Here is a 16,149-nt window from a genome sequence, read left to right as displayed (position 1 = left end):
AGCGACCGGCGACGTCAGTAAATCTCTTTATACCGATCAAACATGAAAAACACGCGCTGCACAAAATGTCTCGTTTCTCCCACCGGGATCCGATCCGCCCCGTCCAAGGTACCGTCCCATTTACCCGCCTGAAGCCATTCCTGAACCCGGTTTGGTCCCGCATTGTAAGCCGCCACCGCCGCAACTTCATTCCCTTGAAAGCGGTGGATCAGGTAGTTTAAATACCACGTCCCCATAGCCAGACTCACTTTCGGGTTTTTCAGATCATCCGGGGAAACCCGGGGAGCCCCTGGCTGTTGGACGATCCATCTGGCCGTGTCGGGCATCAGTTGCATCAGCCCGACCGCGCCAACCTTCGACACCCGATCTTCAGCAAAAGAACTTTCGACCCGGACCACGGCAGCCACCAACAGCGGGTCGAGATCATATTGGCCGGCCTCGGCACGGATGTCGTCATAGTAATACAAAGGGTACATCCACCGGGCCACCCATTTGGTTTGCATGATCGCAAAAACAGCTATGAGCAGCACCAGCAAAAGCACCATCCACCATCGGCGACGCCCGGAAAAAGCTCCCTTCATGCGCCCGTCCGCCGATCGCACAACGCCTGCCACACCCTTTCTACCTGCTGCCTCGTCCAATCCAAGTCACCGCTATTGTCGATCACGTAATCGGCATACCGTCGTTTCTCGTCCAAAGGCATCTGAGAGCGAATCCGCGCCATCGCTTCTTCCGCGGAGAGCCCATTCCGGGACATGAGACGGCGTAACTGGACCTTTTCGGGAACCCATACCAAGATGCACACATCCACCCATTCAACCAACCCGCCCTCAATAAGCAGTGGCACGTCCCATAACACCACCGCCCTGGGGTCGCCCTCCAAGATTTCCCGAGTCAATTCCGCCATCCGGGCCCGCACCCGGGGATGGACGATGGCATTCAGCTTCGCCAATTGATCCGGCCGCCCAAACACCCGGGCTCCGAGCTTCTTCCGATCCAATTGGCCATCAGCCTGGAGAATATCCTTTCCAAAGGCAGCCGTCAACTCTTCCAGACCTTCGGTTCCCGGTTCCACCACCTCCCGGGCCACTTGGTCCGCATCCACCAGGCGCGCTCCCAGCGCCACAAACATTCTCGACACCGTACTTTTGCCACTGGCGATCCCGCCCGTCAAGCCCGCAATCACGCGCCCATCCCCCTTGGTGCCCGTTTATCACCACCCCGGGCCTCCTACCTCCCGTCCCGTCCCATCCGCTTCAATCCCGCCCTCAGGCTGGCAGACGGGGCAAATATGCGTGCCCCGCCCGGCCACCACCCTCCGCTCAATGGAATGGCCGCATACCCGGCAGGGCTGCCCGGTCCGCCCGTACACGAACAGGTGCTCTTGCATCAACCCCGGCCTGCCGTCGCTGCGCACATAGGAGCGCACTGTTGCCCCGCCCGCCGCCAGGGCCTCCTGAAGCAAAGCGCGCATCTGGGCGAGCAATCTTTCGGCCTCGTCCGGGGTCAAAGACCGTCCCGGGCGTTCCGGGTGAATACCCGTCCGAAACAACACCTCGTCCACATAGATATTTCCGAGCCCCGCGATCACTCTCTGGTTGAGCAAAAGCCCCTTGATGCGCCCCTTTCCGGACAAGCGCCGGCGCAAAACCTCCGGAGTCAGCTGCGGATCGAAGGGTTCGGGACCCAGGGAAGCAATGGGTGGAAACACTTCCCACTGCCGGTGCTCCACCGCGTCCATCGTCCCGAATTTGCGAACATCCCGGTAGCGAAGATCCCTGCCGTCCTCCAGATGAAAAATGACCCGGGTATACTCATCCACCGGCGTTTTGGCCTCCACCAGTCGATACCGCCCCTCCATCCGAAGGTGCGAAATCAGCGTCCATCTCAGCCCATGAAACAATAAATACTTTCCCCGCCGGCCGATTTCCTGCCAGGTCTCTCCGGCAAGGCGGGCGGCAAATTCCTCCGGATCCGCCGGTGTGCGGATCGTGCGTTCGCACAGCACCGTCACGCCGGCGATTCGACGCCCTTCCAAAACAACCAGTTCCCGCCGAATCTGCTCCACCTCGGGCCATTCCGGCATCCAGTTTGCCCTCCTGTTCACAAAACTGTACCAAAACCGTCATGTCCCATTCCTCCGTACTTTGCGGATCCGTTGTACCATCAAAAGAGGGACTTTAAACGGCAGTCCGATATCGCCGTATCCTTCGGCAAGGAGTGAGACGTTTTGGAGAAAAACGATCAGAAACACATGGCGACGCCCGAAGGGAAAAACGAACTTACCCGCCGCCAATTCTTGAGTTACGCCCTCGGCGGCACCGGGGCGTTTATGGCCGCCGCCATCGGTGCGCCGTTGTTGACTTTCGGTCTGGCGCCCCTCAAGACCTCCGGTTCTTCGAACATGGTAGGCACCGGGCACAAGGTCAGCGAATTTAACGGCCAAGACCCCAAACTTATCTCTTTTAAGCTCCACGTCAACGACGGGTGGAACTCCAAGGACGTCCAAAAGCAAGCGTACGTGATTCAACAAGGCGACAAGCTGCTGGTGATGTCTCCGATTTGTACCCATCTGGGCTGTCTGGTCAGCAAAGCGACTCCCCAATGGAGCCAGGGCGGCAAATGGTATTTTCACTGCCCCTGCCACAACAGTTTGTTCGACAAGTACGGCGTCCAGAGCCCGGACTCTCCGGCGACCCGGCCCCTGGACCTCTACACGTATGACGTCCGCAACGGCGAACTGTTCGTGTCCGGCCAGATGATTAAACGGGGTTAAGATCCCGGGGCCGCAAGGTCCCGGGTTTTTCTTTGGCCTGTCCGATATCTGTCCAGGCGTTCTTCGCCGCGGTCACTTTGCCTCATACCAGTTGTCTCCCGCGTGAATGTCCACCTTGAGGGGGACATCCAGCGACACGGCCGATTCCATCGCTCGTTTCACCATATCCTGGAGGGCCTCAACCTCCTCCGGAGGCACTTCAAACACGAGCTCATCATGGACTTGCAACAACATCTTCGCGCGAAAATCCCTTTCGGTCAGCCGCCGATCCACCTCCACCATCGCCCGCTTGATGATATCCGCGGCACTGCCCTGGATCGGGGTGTTCATCGCCGTCCGTTCGGCAAAGCTTCGCAGGTTATAGTTCGAGGAGTGGATATCCGGCAGGTACCTGCGGCGCCCCAGCAAGGTCGTCACAAAACCGTTCCTCCGGGCGGCGGCCACCGTTTCTTCCATGTAGGATTTCACCCGGGGAAACTTGGCAAAATACCGGGCGATGAATTCCGCCGCTTCTTTTCGAGGGATGCCTAAATTCTGGGACAACCCGTAGTCACTGATCCCATACACGATTCCAAAATTCACCGCCTTCGCCTGGCGGCGCATCCCGGGGGTGACCTGTTCCTGAGGCACTTCGAAGACCTCGGCAGCCGTCCGGGCATGGATGTCCAAATCATCCCGGAAAGCCTGGACGAGGGCCGGATCCTTCGAAAAGTGAGCCAACACCCTCAACTCGATCTGAGAGTAATCAGCAGATAAAATTTTCCATCCCGGCTCGGAGGGTATGAAGGCCTGGCGTAAACGCCTTCCCTCCTCGACGCGAACGGGGATGTTCTGAAGGTTTGGATCGGTGCTGGACAGCCGCCCGGTGGCGGTTACCGCCTGTTGAAAGCAGGTGTGGATCTTGCCGGTCTCCGGTCGGATGACTTTGAGCAGGCCTTCGATATAAGTGGACTGCAGCTTGATCAACTGGCGCCAATCCAAGATCCTCTGGACAATTTCGTGATACGGGGCGAGCTTTTCGAGGACATCCGCCCCGGTGGAATACCCCGTTTTCGTCTTTTTTTGTGGAGGGAGGCCGAGTTTATCAAAAAGGATCTCCGCCAGTTGTTTCGGGCTGTTCAAGTTGAAGGACGTCCCGGCCAGTTTGTAAATCTCCTCTTCTAACCGGGCGATCTCGGCGGAAAAGGTCTCACCCAGACTCCGCAGCCGATCCGCGTCCACCCGTACGCCGGTTCGCTCCATCTTGGCGAGAACAAAACTGAGCGGCAGTTCCAGATCGTGATATAGCGGCCACAATCCCCGGATCTCTAGGTCCCGTTTCAACGCTGGGTAGACTTGAGCCAAAGCGGCCGCGTAAAGAGCGCACCATCTTTGTCGCTCTTCTCCTTGGGGAGCTCCCCGGCCGTCCAGGGGGGGAACCGACACGCCGAGATATCGTCCGAACACTTCGGTTAAGTCCGGGTGACCGTCTTGGGGGTTGATGAGGTAAGCCGCCAAAAGCACATCGAAGGCGTCCCCGGGCAAAGTGAAGCCCAGCCGGTCAGCCAGCACTTTCCACGACTTGATATCGTAAAAGACGGTCAGCCCCGGCTCCCTGAGCATCTGGGTCAATCCCTCGGCCCAGCCACTGTCCTCTCCACAAAGCAGGTATCGAACCCGCTCCCCCTCCGCCACTCCGATCCCCCGGGGGGTGCCGAATTGGTACCCGCCTTCCAGATCAAGAAACAGCCCCCGGACACCCACCTGCCCAGTTGTGGGAGCGTCCCCCCACTCTTCAATCTGAACCCGCCCGGGGTCCAAAGTTCCGCCCACACCCACCCCGGTTCCGAAGGCGTGATCTGGCGTCCCTTCTGCCCCGTCCGCATCCTCTGGGAACACTTCGCCGATTCGCTCCAGAAGAGATCGAAACCCCAGCTTTTGAAAAGCCGTCCGCACCTCCCGGGCCGGGGCGGGTACCCAGCGCAGATCCTCCCACCGGCGCTCCAGGGGCACCTCCCGATGAATCCGGGCCAAGCGCTTGGACAAAAACGCTTGATCCCGATGTTCGGCCAAACGCCCCTGTAACTTCCCGGAAACCTCGTTCAGGTGTTGGTAGACACCCTCCACATTCCCGTAGGCCTGTAACAGTTTCGCCGCCGTCCGCTCACCGACGCCTGGCACCCCCGGGATATTGTCCGAAGTATCCCCCATCAGACCTTTCAGGTCGACGATCTGCTCCGGGCGAAGTCCGAACCGCTTCTCCACATCGGCGGGGTGGTAACGCTCCACCTCTCGGATCCCTCGACGGGTTAAAACGGCAGTGACGTGGGAAGAGACCAGTTGCAGCAGATCTTTGTCCCCGGTGAGGACCACCACCTGGACCCCGTCCGCCTCCGCCTCCCGGCTCATCGTTCCGATCAGGTCGTCCGCTTCGTACCCTTCCGCCTCAAGTACGGGAATACCCATGGCCCCGAGCATCTCCCGGGCCATGGGAAACTGCTCGGACAACTCATCCGGGGTCTTCTCCCGGGTGCCTTTGTAATCCGCGTAGAACTCGTGCCGGAATGTCTCCTTGCCGACGTCGAAAGCCACCGCCACATGGGTGGGCCGCTCTTCCTGCAACAGCCGGAGTAACATCATCACAAAACCGTACACGGCGTTGGTATGTTTCCCTTCGGCGTTGGAAAGGAGAGGGAGGGCAAAAAAAGCTCGGTACAAAACGCTATTCCCGTCGATCAGTAAAAGTTTCACACCAGATTCCGGCAACGGGGTCACCTCATTCCGATCTTGACGAACCTATTCTACCACATCGAAACGGCGTTCGCCCCGGGTCCTGGGCTCCTCGCCGGGTTATGGACGCTTTTCCACATAGGCTCCTTTCAGATCCCAGTCCAGCCCCACCGAGGGATACACGATATGTTTCACAAAAGGTTTTTGCAACCACACCCGTTCGCGAAAAAAGAGCGGGGCTACGGGCATGTCCTGGAACAGAATTCGCTCGGCCTGTTCCAGCTCCCCGGCCCGGCCTGCGGGATCTGTCGAGGCCTCAGCCGCGGTGATAAGGCGGTCATAATCCGGGTTGTGATAATGAACGAGATTATCCGGGCAATCACTTACCCAAAGGTTGAGAAATGCCGAAGCGTCGTTATAATCCGCCCCCCAACCGGCCACGGCGACTTGATAATCCCCGGTTCTCTGTCGATGCAACCGCTCGGCCGCAGGCACTTCATCGATCCGCACATCAATCCCCAACTTTGTCTTCCACTGGTCCCGCAACCACTTGGCCGCCGCCACCGAGGGGGCAGAGTTGTCGGAGAGAAAGGTAAGCGGGGGCAGAGCGTTCAGATGCAACTCCTCAAGACCGTTGCGAAGCAACGCCCGGGCCGCATCCGGACGATTGTCCACAAAAAGGTCGCCGTTTTCCTGCCGGAAAGATTTTGTACGTCCGGGAATCGACGGGGGAACCAGGCCGTAAGCCGGCTCTGCCGCTCCGCTCCACAAGCGACGCACGTAATCCCTGCGGTCCAGGGCGTAGGACAACGCCAACCGGATGTTTTTGTTGGCAAAAGCCGGGTATCGCTCCGGATTGAAAACCAGGAAAAATACACTGTCCTCGGGTACCGCCACCGGGTCCGGCTTCCCTTTCCACTGGTCGAGCCACGATCCCGCCACTCCGGTTTGATCGAGTCCCCCGGTTTCGTACAGAGAGATTCGCTGCCCGAGTTCTTTCACGATCTTAAAGGTCACTGAGGTCAAGTGGACATGCCGGGCATCCCAGTACATCGGATTTTTGGCCAGTGTGACCTGGCGGTCGCGCTCCCAGGAAGAGATCCGGAACGGTCCGATGAACACCATCTTCCCGGGGCCTGTCCCGAACTCCTTTCCGTATTTTTCTACAACGTCTTTCCGCACGGGATAGAGGGCGGGTTCTGCTGTCAAGGAAGGAAAATAGGGTGTCGGCCGGGTGGTTTTCACCTCCAGGATACGGTCACCCAAGGCTTTTACCGCCACCTGCCCGGCCGGGCCCTTTCCCTCGGCATAGGCTTTGGCCCCTTGGACAGGATACAACAGTCTGGCCCAGGGCGAATGGGTCGCCGGGTCCAAAACCCGCAACCAAGCGTAGCGAAAATCTTCGGCCCGAAGGGGCACACCGTCGCTCCACGCAGCGGGCCGCAGGTGAAACACAAACCGCGTGTGATCCGGCGAAACCTCCACCCGCTCCGCCAGCCCGGGGTCGAGAGTGGCCCCTTTCCCCTGACGCATGAGTCCTTCTTCCACTGCCCCCAACAAATCCATCGCCCACTGGTCGCCGGTGGACCCGGGATCCAAGGGCGCCGGCTCGTCCCCCAGCCACATCACGAGCTTCTGATCCGGATCGGGTGGTGTTCCCAAGTGCCAGCTCCATAGCCCGGCTCCGGTCCCCCCAATTGCGGCCAGACCCGCCAAGGTGACGAGCCATCTTTTTCGCCACCTGTGAACCCCTATCGACCACCATCGCCACAGATTCGGCCAAAGGTTTCTCATAACTGCCACCCCCCGTGGACAAGATTCCTTGTCCCATATGTATGACGGGGGGAGACGAGCCATGAGCCATAAAAAAACCGCCGGAATCCCGGCGGCGACACAATCGTGCAAACAGGGTGACATCAGAAAGCCGTTCAGACGAGGCTGCCCAGAACCCCCATGACTTTTTGAACGGAAGCGGCAGATTTATCAAGGGCGGCCTTTTCCTCGGGGGTCAGGTCAATCTCAAAGACCTTCTCGATTCCCTTGCCCCCGAGGAGCACCGGCACGCCTAAATACAGATCCCGATATCCGTACTCTCCTTCCAAGTAAGCGATGGCCGGCAGAATCCGCTTCTTGTCTTTCAATACCGCCTCGGCCATTTGGACCAAAGAAGCAGCGGGAGCGTAATAAGCACTTCCGTTACCGAGAAGGTTCACGATCTCCCCGCCTCCTTTGCGGGTCCGCTCGACGATGGCCTCGATCCTATCCTTGGGAATCAGCGTCTCGATGGGAATGCCGCCGGCGTACGAGTAACGGACCAAGGGCACCATGTCATCCCCGTGTCCGCCCAGTACGAACCCGGTGACATCTTCCACGGACACCCCTAACTCCATCGCCACAAAGGTCCGGAAACGGGCGGTATCGAGCACACCCGACTGGCCGATCACCCGCTCTTTCGGAAACCCGGAAGTTTTGTACGCCACATAGGTCATGGCATCCACCGGGTTCGACAGGACGATGATGACGCAGTTCGGGGAGTACTTGACGACCTGCTCGGTGACAGATTTCACAATCCCGGCATTGGTGGTAACCAGGTCGTCCCGGCTCATTCCCGGCTTCCGGGCGACGCCGGCGGTGATGATCACCAGATCGGAGTCCTTCGTATCCTCGTAATTGCTGGTCCCGACGATGTTGGCGTCAAAGCCTTCGACCGGGCTGGCCTCCATCATGTCCAGGGCCTTGCCCTTGGTCGGGTTCTCAAGCTTCGGAATGTCCACCAGGACGATATCGCCCAGCTCTTTGGTTGCAGCCAACAATGCGGTGGTGGCTCCGGTGAAACCGGCGCCGACAATGGTGATCTTTTTCCGGCGAATCATCAATGGATCCCTCCTGCTGTTATTGCATATTGCCAATCAGGGCGGTGGCGAACTCCGAGGTTTTGACCTCTTTCGCCCCGGTCATCAACCGGGCGAAATCATAGGTGACCACCCGTTCCCGAATGGTCTTCTCCATGGCCTTGACGATAAGGGCGGCCGCTTCCTTCCAGCCCATATACTCTAACATCATGACGCCGGAGAGGATCACCGATCCGGGGTTGACCTTGTCCAGACCGGCATATTTCGGCGCCGTGCCATGGGTCGCCTCAAATACAGCGTGTCCGGTTTCGTAGTTGATGTTGGCCCCCGGGGCGATGCCTATGCCCCCGACCTGGGCCGCTAAAGCGTCAGAAATGTAATCCCCGTTGAGATTCAAGGTGGCGATCACGTCGTACTCCGCAGGCCGAGTCAGAATCTGCTGCAGGAAGGCGTCGGCGATCACGTCCTTAACCACCAACTTGCCGGCCGCTTCCGCTTCGGCCTGAACCCGGCTCGCCTCTTCCACGCCGCTCTGGGCCTTGATCCGGTCATACTGCGCCCAGGTAAACACCCGATCCCCGTACTCCCGCTCGGCCAACTCGTAGCCCCAATTCTTAAAAGCGCCTTCGGTGAATTTCATAATATTTCCCTTGTGGACTAACGTCACGCTCCGACGGCCATTTTTCAGGGCGTAGTCGATGGCTGCCCGAACCAGCCGCTCAGTTCCCTGCCTGGATACCGGCTTGATGCCGATGCCCGAGGTCTCGGGGAATCGAATCTTTTTCACGCCCATCTGATTCTGCAGAAACTCGATGACCGTGCGGACCTCCGGAGTCCCTTCCTCCCATTCGATCCCCGCGTAAATATCCTCGGAATTTTCCCGGAAAATGACCATGTCCACCAACTCTGGGCGCTTCACCGGGGAGGGGACGCCATCAAAATACCGAACCGGCCGCTGGCACACATATAAGTCCAACTCCTGCCGGAGGGCGACATTCAATGAGCGAATCCCACCGCCCACGGGTGTTGTCAGAGGCCCTTTGATCCCCACGATGTATTCGCGAAAGGCGGTCAGGGTGTCCGGGGGGAGCCACTCCCCGAAAGTGTGATAGGCCTTTTCACCGGCGTACACTTCAAACCAAACGATCTTCCGCTTGCCTCCGTAGGCCTTGTCCACCGCCGCGTCGAACACGCGCTGGGAGGCCCTCCAAATGTCCGGCCCTGTCCCATCGCCCTCAATAAAGGGGATGATCGGGCGGTCGGGAACGGACAATGACCCCTCCCGCACGACGATCCGCTCACCTTCGCCGGGCGGTGTCAGTTTTTCAAACTTTGCCATGCAGCAATCCCTCCCTCGACAACTGACTCCCCTGCGTCCTCCAGCCGTGTTGACGGCAAAAAAGCCGGCGCAAGGCCGGACGACAGCGCGGAAGCACAAAACCATTCTCATGATAGCACAGGGAGAATCGCTGCAACAACTTTTCTTCTCATCTATTGAACCTCGGTTTCACAGAACGAAACAAAACTTCGGACTTACAAAACTCTCGCCCGGCCGCGATAGATCAAACCGAGTTCGGCATCCACCGTCACCACTTCGCCATCCCGGAGCGTTTCGGTCGCTCGCTCCACCCCCACCACCACCGGGATACCCAAGGACAACCCCACCACTGCGGCGTGAGAGGTCAGACCCCCTTCCTCCGCAATGACGGCCGCCGCCCTCTCCAAAGCGCTCATGAGGTCCGCATCGGTGGCCACCGTCACCACCACATCTCCGGCCTTCACCCGGGCGGCATCCTCCACCCGCCGCACCACCACCGCCCGTCCGGTGACCGCTCCTCGGCCAATCCCCTGCCCACGGGCTGCCACGTCACCGATGGTATGTACTTTTAGTAGATTGGTGGTTCCTGGCTGACCCACGGGGACGCCAGCGGTGATCACCACGAGATCCCCGTGTTTCACAATTCCCGTTTCCAGGGCGGCATCAATGGCCACTTCCAACATTTCGTCGGTACTTTTCGTCGTCCGGGCCACCGTAGGGTATACGCCCCAGCACAGCGCCAGGCGCCGGGCGACGTCCTCCCGGGGAGTCACCGCTACGATCGGACACCGGGGGCGGTATTTCGATACCCGGCGGGCCGTGAGTCCCGACTGGGTGGATGTCAGGACTGCCGCCGCCTTGAGGTCGTCCGCCAACGCGGCAACGGCATAACTAATGGCATCGGTAACCGTTCCCTGGGGTTTGTGGACTTCGGTCCTTCGAAACGCCCACAACGCCTCTTCGGCCCGCTCGGCGATTCGGGCCATGGTTTTCACCGATTCCACTGGATATTTGCCCGCGGCGGTCTCGCCGGAGAGCATAATCGCATCGGTGCCGTCAAAAATGGCGTTGGCGACGTCGCTGGCTTCAGCCCGGGTGGGCCGGGGATTGCGCTGCATCGAATCCAGCATCTGAGTGGCCGTGATCACAGGCTTGCCCGCCCGGTTACACAATTCAATCATCCGCTTTTGCCACAGGGGCACCTCTTCCGTGGCGATTTCCACCCCCAAGTCCCCCCGGGCCACCATAAGGCCGTCCGAGACCCCCAGAATCTCTTCCAGGGAGTCGAGGGCTTCCTGGGCCTCGATTTTTGCAATGATGTCCATGTGAACCCCGGCTTCTTCCAGCAGACGGCGGATCTCCAATACATCCCCGGCTTTTCGCACGAAAGAGGCCGCGATCATGTCCACCCCCTGGGCGATACCGAAACGGATATCTGCCACATCTTTCTCGGTCACCCCTGGCAGCCGAAGTTTCACCCCTGGGGCGTTAATCCCTTTATGATCTCGAAGAATCCCGCCGTTGGTCACCCGGCAGCGGATCTCTCCGCCATGCACTTCGATCACTTTCAACCCGATCAGCCCATCGTCGATGCGAATGATCGACCCCGGGGAAACGTCCTCGGGGAGGCCGGTATAGCTGACAGAAATCCGCTCGGCCGTCCCCTCCACCGGTTCGGTGGTGAGGATCAGCTCGGCCCCGTCCTTGAGCTCCACTTGTCCCCCCCGTACGCGACCGGTGCGGATTTTGGGGCCTTTGATGTCCAACATCAGGGCAACGCGTTTGCCGACTTTGGCCGATGCCTCCCGGATGCGGGCAATCCTCAAGGCGTGTTCTTCGTGGGTGCCATGAGAAAAATTCAGCCGGGCCACATCGAGGCCCGCCTGGATCAAAGCCTCGAGCACTTCGGGCGACTCACTGGCTGGGCCGACAGTGCAAACGATCTTTGTGCGGCGCACAGAAAACCCTCCTTAGATCGCGAGTATGCGGGCGAGGTCGAAGAGGCCGAGGTCCGGCCGATGAGGACGCGCCACCGCTTCTTCCATGTCTATCGCCACCAGGCGGCGGTTTTGGATGCCCACCATTTTGGCGCTGTGGCCTTGCAAGAGAAGTTCCACCGCCATGGCTCCCATCCGGCTGGCCAACACCCGGTCCGCCGCTGTGGGGGACCCGCCCCGTTGAATGTGTCCAAGGACGGTCACCCGCATCTCCCAACCGATTCGCTCCCGGATTTTATCGGCGATATCCATAGCGCTCCCCACGCCTTCCGCCACCACCAGGATACTGTGCCGCTTTCCTCGATTAAAACTGCGCTTGAGGCGCTCCACGATTTCATCGATCGAATACTCTTCTTCGGGAATGAGAATCGTCTCCGCCCCGCAGGCGAGCCCGGCGCTGAGTGCGATATCGCCGGCCCGACGGCCCATGACTTCCACGAGAAAGGTTCTCTCGTGTGACGTGGCGGTATCGCGGATTTTGTCCACCGCTTCGATCACCGTGTTCACCGCCGTGTCAAAACCGATGGTCGTGTCCGTTCCTGCGATGTCGTTGTCGATGGTTCCCGGAACGCCCACCGTGGCGATTCCCCTTTTCGCCAGTTCCACGGCTCCCCTAAAAGACCCATCACCCCCAATCACCACCACTCCTTCAATTCCCCGGGTGGCAAGTCTCTCTACAGCCTGACGTTGGCCTTCCTCAGTTTTGAACGCATCACACCGGGCCGTCTGTAGAATTGTTCCCCCCCGGTGAATGATGTCCGCCACCGACCCCAGGTCCATGTCCACAAAATCCCCCGCCAACAGCCCACTGTACCCTTTCCGGATTCCCACCACCTTCAGTCCCCGGTAAATACCCATCCGAACCACCGCCCGGATGGCCGCGTTCATCCCAGGAGCATCCCCACCACTGGTCAGTACTCCGATGGTCTGCACCTCGGTTCCCTCCCGATATAGACTTTGGGTGTCCCACATGGACATTTTTCGTCCCAACCAGACCCGGAAGAAGAGGAGGGATGTCCCTCATCCTTCCTCGAATCTCCCCATCGCCCGGAACCGGTCATATCGCCGACGGACCAACTCGTCCCCGGGCACGTCGGTCAACTCGTTCAAGCCCCGGATGATGGCGGCCTTGACCCGTTCCACCATCATAGGAGGATCTTTGTGCGCTCCCCCCAAGGGCTCTTCAATCACGTCGTCGATCACGCCGAGCCGCAGTAAATCCTGGGCTGTAATGCGCATTGACTCGGCGGCCCTCGGCGCCTGACCGGCATCTTTCCACAACAGAGCCGCCGCCCCTTCCACAGAGATCACCGAGTAGACGGCGTGTTCCAACATGTACACCCGGTCCCCCATACCCAGAGCCAAGGCGCCGCCGCTCCCTCCTTCCCCGGTGACCACGCACAAAAGCGGAGTAGAAAGGGTTGCCATCTCAATCAAGTTATCCGCGATGGCCATCCCGATCCCCCGCTCCTCAGAGGTGATCCCGGGATAAGCCCCGCTGGTGTCAATAAAACACAGGACGGGCCGATGAAACCGCTCGGCTTCTTTCATCAGGCGCAGAGCCTTCCGAAAGCCTTCGGGATGGGGCATGCCGAAATTTCTCGCGAGATTCTCCTTGGTGTCCCGCCCCCGCTGGTGCCCCACCACCGTCACCGGCCGCCCTTGCAATAACCCGATTCCGCCCACTATCGCCTGATCGTCCCCGAACAACCGATCGCCATGTAATTCCAAAAACGCATCAAGACAACCGTGGATATAATCCAGGGTTGTCGGTCGATCCGGGTGGCGGGCGATCTGGACCTTCTGATATGGCGTCAGATGACCGTAGATCTCCTCGGCCAGTTGCTTCGCCCGTTCCTCAAGCCGAGTGACTTCCTCGCCCAAATCGATCTGCTGAGTTTCGGTGAAACGCTTGAGCTCTTCGATCTTTCGCTCCAACTCCAACAGGGGCTTCTCAAAGGGCAACTCGCCCGCCATGGCGCGCCCCCTCCCCGTGAATGCGAAGGATCAACGAGAGCTCCGCACGTAAATCTTTCCGATGGACAATGCGGTCAATCATGCCATGCTTCAAAAGAAATTCCGCCGTCTGAAAATCATCTGGAAGTTTCTGGTGAATCGTCTGTTCAATAATACGCCGCCCCGCGAAACCGATCAGCGCTCCGGGTTCAGCGAGAATGATGTCTCCCTGACTGGCAAAACTCGCCGTCACCCCGCCCGTGGTGGGATGGGTCATCACCGATATGTACAAGACCCCGGCCTCCCGAAGCCGGGCAAAGGCGGCGGAAGTTTTGGCCATCTGCATGAGCGACAAAATCCCCTCTTGCATCCGGGCGCCCCCCGATGCCGCAAACAAAACCACCGGCCGACGAGCCTCCCTGGCCCGTTCGGCGGCTCGGGTGATCTTCTCCCCCACCACCGAGCCCATGCTTCCCATCATGAACCGAGAGTCCATCACCACCAGTGCCACGGGCATCCCGTCGATCGTTCCCTCCCCCGTCACCACCGCCTCCCGCAATCCGGTGGCCTCCCGGGCTTTTGCGATCTTCTCGGGATAGCCGGGAAATCCGAGGGGATCCACCGTGGCCAGATCGGCGTCATACTCAAAAAAACGGCCCTCGTCGAGGGTGATCTCAATCCGCTCGGCAGCCGAGAGCGGAAAATGATAACCGCACCGGGGGCATGTCTTGACATGCTTTTCCAATTCCTTGGCCAACAATATATCGCCACAACCCTTGCACTTGTTCATCAGCCCCTCGGGAATCGCCTCCCGGCGCTCCTCCGGAGCCGTGACCGGAGGGGTGAGGGTCGCGTACCGCGGTTTTTTCTGAAACCAGTCCTTTAGCACAATGTCACCCCTGGCCCCCTATGGGTGAGAAGAGTGGAGGATGTCGCTCAGCACATCCCGCACCTCGTCAAGTTCACTCTCCGGCACCAGAATCTCGTACTGTTGTTTGGAGACGCTGGTGGGCCGAACCTTAGCCAAAAACCCTTCGGTCTCCAGCCTCGATCGGATCGATTCCGCCACCCTCTCGCTCGGTGCGATATAGATGACCGTCCACATGACGATACCCCTTCCCGCCATCGGGAATACAATCCAAGTTTGAGGTCATGATACCACAGGCCCCCCGGGCCTGCAACCGCTGTCAGCCCCCAGGAGCCCAGGACCTATCAAGGAATTCCGGCCATTCGCCGGGTTCGCTCGGCGATCTCTTCTGGATCCCGGGACAGACCCGCTACCCCGGTCTCAATGGCCGCTTTAGCCACCGCTTTGGCCACCGCCGGCGCTACCCGCGGGTCAAAGGGCCGGGGGATCACAGAACGGGGCCCGAGTTCATCGTCACTCACCAATTCGGCGATGGCATCGGCCGCCGCTTGTTTCATCGCCTCGTTGATCTCCCTCGCCCGGACATCCAGGGCACCGCGGAACACGCCGGGAAACGCCAGGACATTGTTGACCTGGTTCGGAAAATCCGACCGCCCGGTCCCCACCACCGCCGCCCCAGCCGCGTAGGCATCCTCCGGCCAGATTTCCGGATTCGGGTTCGCCATGGCCAAAATAATGGGATCTTTCGCCATCGTCCGCACCATCTCCGGAGTCAGCGCCCCCTCGGTGGATACGCCGATAAACACATCCGCCCCTCGTACCGCTTCAGCCAAATCTCCCCGAATCCCGGAAGGGTTGGTGATCTTCGCAATCTCTTCTTTGGCCGCATTCATCCGCTCCCGGCGCCCAGGATAAATGGCGCCAATGCGGTCACACAGGACCACTTCTTGGACGCCCCTGGACCGCAACAGCTTGACGATCGCCACCCCAGCCGCTCCTGCGCCGTTGACCACCACCCGGATCTGGTGAATGTCTTTCCCCACCACTCGAAGGGCATTGAGCACCGCCGCCAAGGTCACAATCGCGGTCCCGTGTTGGTCGTCATGAAAAATCGGAATATTAACCTCTTGCCGCAATCGCTCTTCGATGGCGAAACACTCCGGCGCCGCGATGTCTTCCAGGTTTACCCCGCCGAAAGACGGCGTCAGCCGTTTCACCGTCTCCACGACCTCGTCCACGTCCGATGTATCCAGACAGATCGGCACGGCGTCCACCCCGGCGAAGGTCTTGAACAATACCGCCTTTCCCTCCATCACCGGCAACGCCGCAAGGGGACCGATGTCCCCGAGGCCCAGCACAGCTGTCCCGTTGCTCACTACCGCCACCAGGTTTCCCCGGTTGGTGTACTCGTATACAGCCTCGGGCCGCACCTGGATCTCCTTGCACGGTTCCGCGACGCCCGGAGAATACGCCAGACTCAGATCCCGGGTCGTCTTTAACGCCACCTTCGAAACCACCGCCAGCTTCCCATGATGATCCCGGTGCAGTTTTAGCGCGTCCTCTCGCAGCGCCATCCGTAGTCCTCCCTTTCTTAGCCGCTATCGGAAAAATAGCTTATTGTTCGCATTATACCAAATTGAAATCATCCGGTCATGCATTTTTTGTGAAGATCG

Annotated in this window: 14 protein-coding genes; 1 reads left to right on the top strand and 13 read right to left on the bottom strand. The window is 59.6% G+C overall.

What is annotated here, in order from left to right:
* Window positions 1–14 precede the first annotated feature (14 nt).
* The 3 genes from K6T64_RS01745 to mutM are packed head-to-tail and all read right to left on the bottom strand — an operon-like array spanning window position 15 to window position 2,086.
* Window positions 15–614, bottom strand: coding sequence for a lytic transglycosylase domain-containing protein (locus tag K6T64_RS01745; RefSeq protein WP_232070106.1), 600 nt, complete (start codon window positions 612–614; stop codon window positions 15–17).
* The gene (gene coaE / locus K6T64_RS01740; RefSeq protein WP_288008316.1) at window positions 578–1,186 is read right to left on the bottom strand and encodes a dephospho-CoA kinase; all 609 of its coding nucleotides are present in this window, start codon (window positions 1,184–1,186) and stop codon (window positions 578–580) included. The genes K6T64_RS01745 and coaE overlap by 37 nt, the downstream gene beginning before the upstream one ends.
* Window positions 1,187–1,213: 27 nt before the next feature.
* Window positions 1,214–2,086 (bottom strand): bifunctional DNA-formamidopyrimidine glycosylase/DNA-(apurinic or apyrimidinic site) lyase, encoded by an 873-nt coding sequence (mutM, locus tag K6T64_RS01735; protein ID WP_288008315.1) that lies wholly within the window; start codon window positions 2,084–2,086, stop codon window positions 1,214–1,216.
* 144 nt (window positions 2,087–2,230) lie between these two features.
* Between mutM and K6T64_RS01730 the strand changes: the two genes are divergently transcribed.
* Window positions 2,231–2,776, top strand: coding sequence for a Rieske (2Fe-2S) protein (locus K6T64_RS01730; RefSeq protein WP_288008314.1), 546 nt, complete (start codon window positions 2,231–2,233; stop codon window positions 2,774–2,776).
* Between the two features lie 72 nt (window positions 2,777–2,848).
* Here the strand turns inward: K6T64_RS01730 and polA are convergent, their stop codons facing one another.
* From polA to K6T64_RS01680, 10 genes are all read right to left on the bottom strand, one after another.
* The gene (gene polA / locus K6T64_RS01725; RefSeq protein WP_288008313.1) at window positions 2,849–5,521 is read right to left on the bottom strand and encodes a DNA polymerase I; all 2,673 of its coding nucleotides are present in this window, start codon (window positions 5,519–5,521) and stop codon (window positions 2,849–2,851) included.
* A gap of 84 nt (window positions 5,522–5,605) precedes the next feature.
* Window positions 5,606–7,279: a peptide ABC transporter substrate-binding protein gene (locus K6T64_RS01720; RefSeq protein ID WP_288008312.1), complete on the bottom strand. Its 1,674-nt coding sequence runs from the start codon at window positions 7,277–7,279 to the stop codon at window positions 5,606–5,608.
* A gap of 134 nt (window positions 7,280–7,413) precedes the next feature.
* Window positions 7,414–8,361, bottom strand: coding sequence for a malate dehydrogenase (mdh, locus tag K6T64_RS01715; protein ID WP_100668344.1), 948 nt, complete (start codon window positions 8,359–8,361; stop codon window positions 7,414–7,416).
* 16 nt (window positions 8,362–8,377) lie between these two features.
* Window positions 8,378–9,676 (bottom strand): NADP-dependent isocitrate dehydrogenase, encoded by a 1,299-nt coding sequence (gene icd, locus K6T64_RS01710; protein WP_170086124.1) that lies wholly within the window; start codon window positions 9,674–9,676, stop codon window positions 8,378–8,380.
* A 194-nt stretch (window positions 9,677–9,870) separates the two neighbouring features.
* Window positions 9,871–11,613: a pyruvate kinase gene (gene pyk, locus K6T64_RS01705; protein ID WP_288008311.1), complete on the bottom strand. Its 1,743-nt coding sequence runs from the start codon at window positions 11,611–11,613 to the stop codon at window positions 9,871–9,873.
* Window positions 11,614–11,625: 12 nt separating this feature from the next.
* Window positions 11,626–12,585, bottom strand: a complete 960-nt coding sequence (gene pfkA, locus K6T64_RS01700) for a 6-phosphofructokinase (RefSeq protein ID WP_100668347.1) — start codon at window positions 12,583–12,585, stop codon at window positions 11,626–11,628.
* 87 nt (window positions 12,586–12,672) lie between these two features.
* Window positions 12,673–13,629 carry an acetyl-CoA carboxylase carboxyltransferase subunit alpha gene (locus K6T64_RS01695; RefSeq protein ID WP_100668348.1) on the bottom strand — a complete coding sequence of 319 codons (957 nt, stop codon included), beginning with the start codon at window positions 13,627–13,629 and terminating at the stop codon, window positions 12,673–12,675.
* Window positions 13,607–14,497 carry an acetyl-CoA carboxylase, carboxyltransferase subunit beta gene (accD, locus tag K6T64_RS01690; protein WP_197945620.1) on the bottom strand — a complete coding sequence of 297 codons (891 nt, stop codon included), beginning with the start codon at window positions 14,495–14,497 and terminating at the stop codon, window positions 13,607–13,609. Before accD ends, K6T64_RS01695 begins: the two co-directional genes overlap by 23 nt.
* A gap of 18 nt (window positions 14,498–14,515) precedes the next feature.
* On the bottom strand, window positions 14,516–14,713 hold the full coding sequence (locus K6T64_RS01685; protein ID WP_100668350.1) for a glutamate decarboxylase: 198 nt from the start codon (window positions 14,711–14,713) through the stop codon (window positions 14,516–14,518).
* A gap of 107 nt (window positions 14,714–14,820) precedes the next feature.
* A complete protein-coding gene (locus tag K6T64_RS01680; protein WP_100668351.1) occupies window positions 14,821–16,050 on the bottom strand; it encodes an NAD(P)-dependent malic enzyme in 1,230 nt (409 codons plus the stop codon).
* Window positions 16,051–16,149 lie beyond the last annotated feature (99 nt).

Origin of the sequence: Kyrpidia sp., assembly GCF_023512215.1 — a bacterium.
GTDB lineage: Bacteria > Bacillota > Bacilli > Kyrpidiales > Kyrpidiaceae > Kyrpidia > Kyrpidia spormannii.
This window is presented reverse-complemented; position numbering and strand designations above follow the sequence as displayed.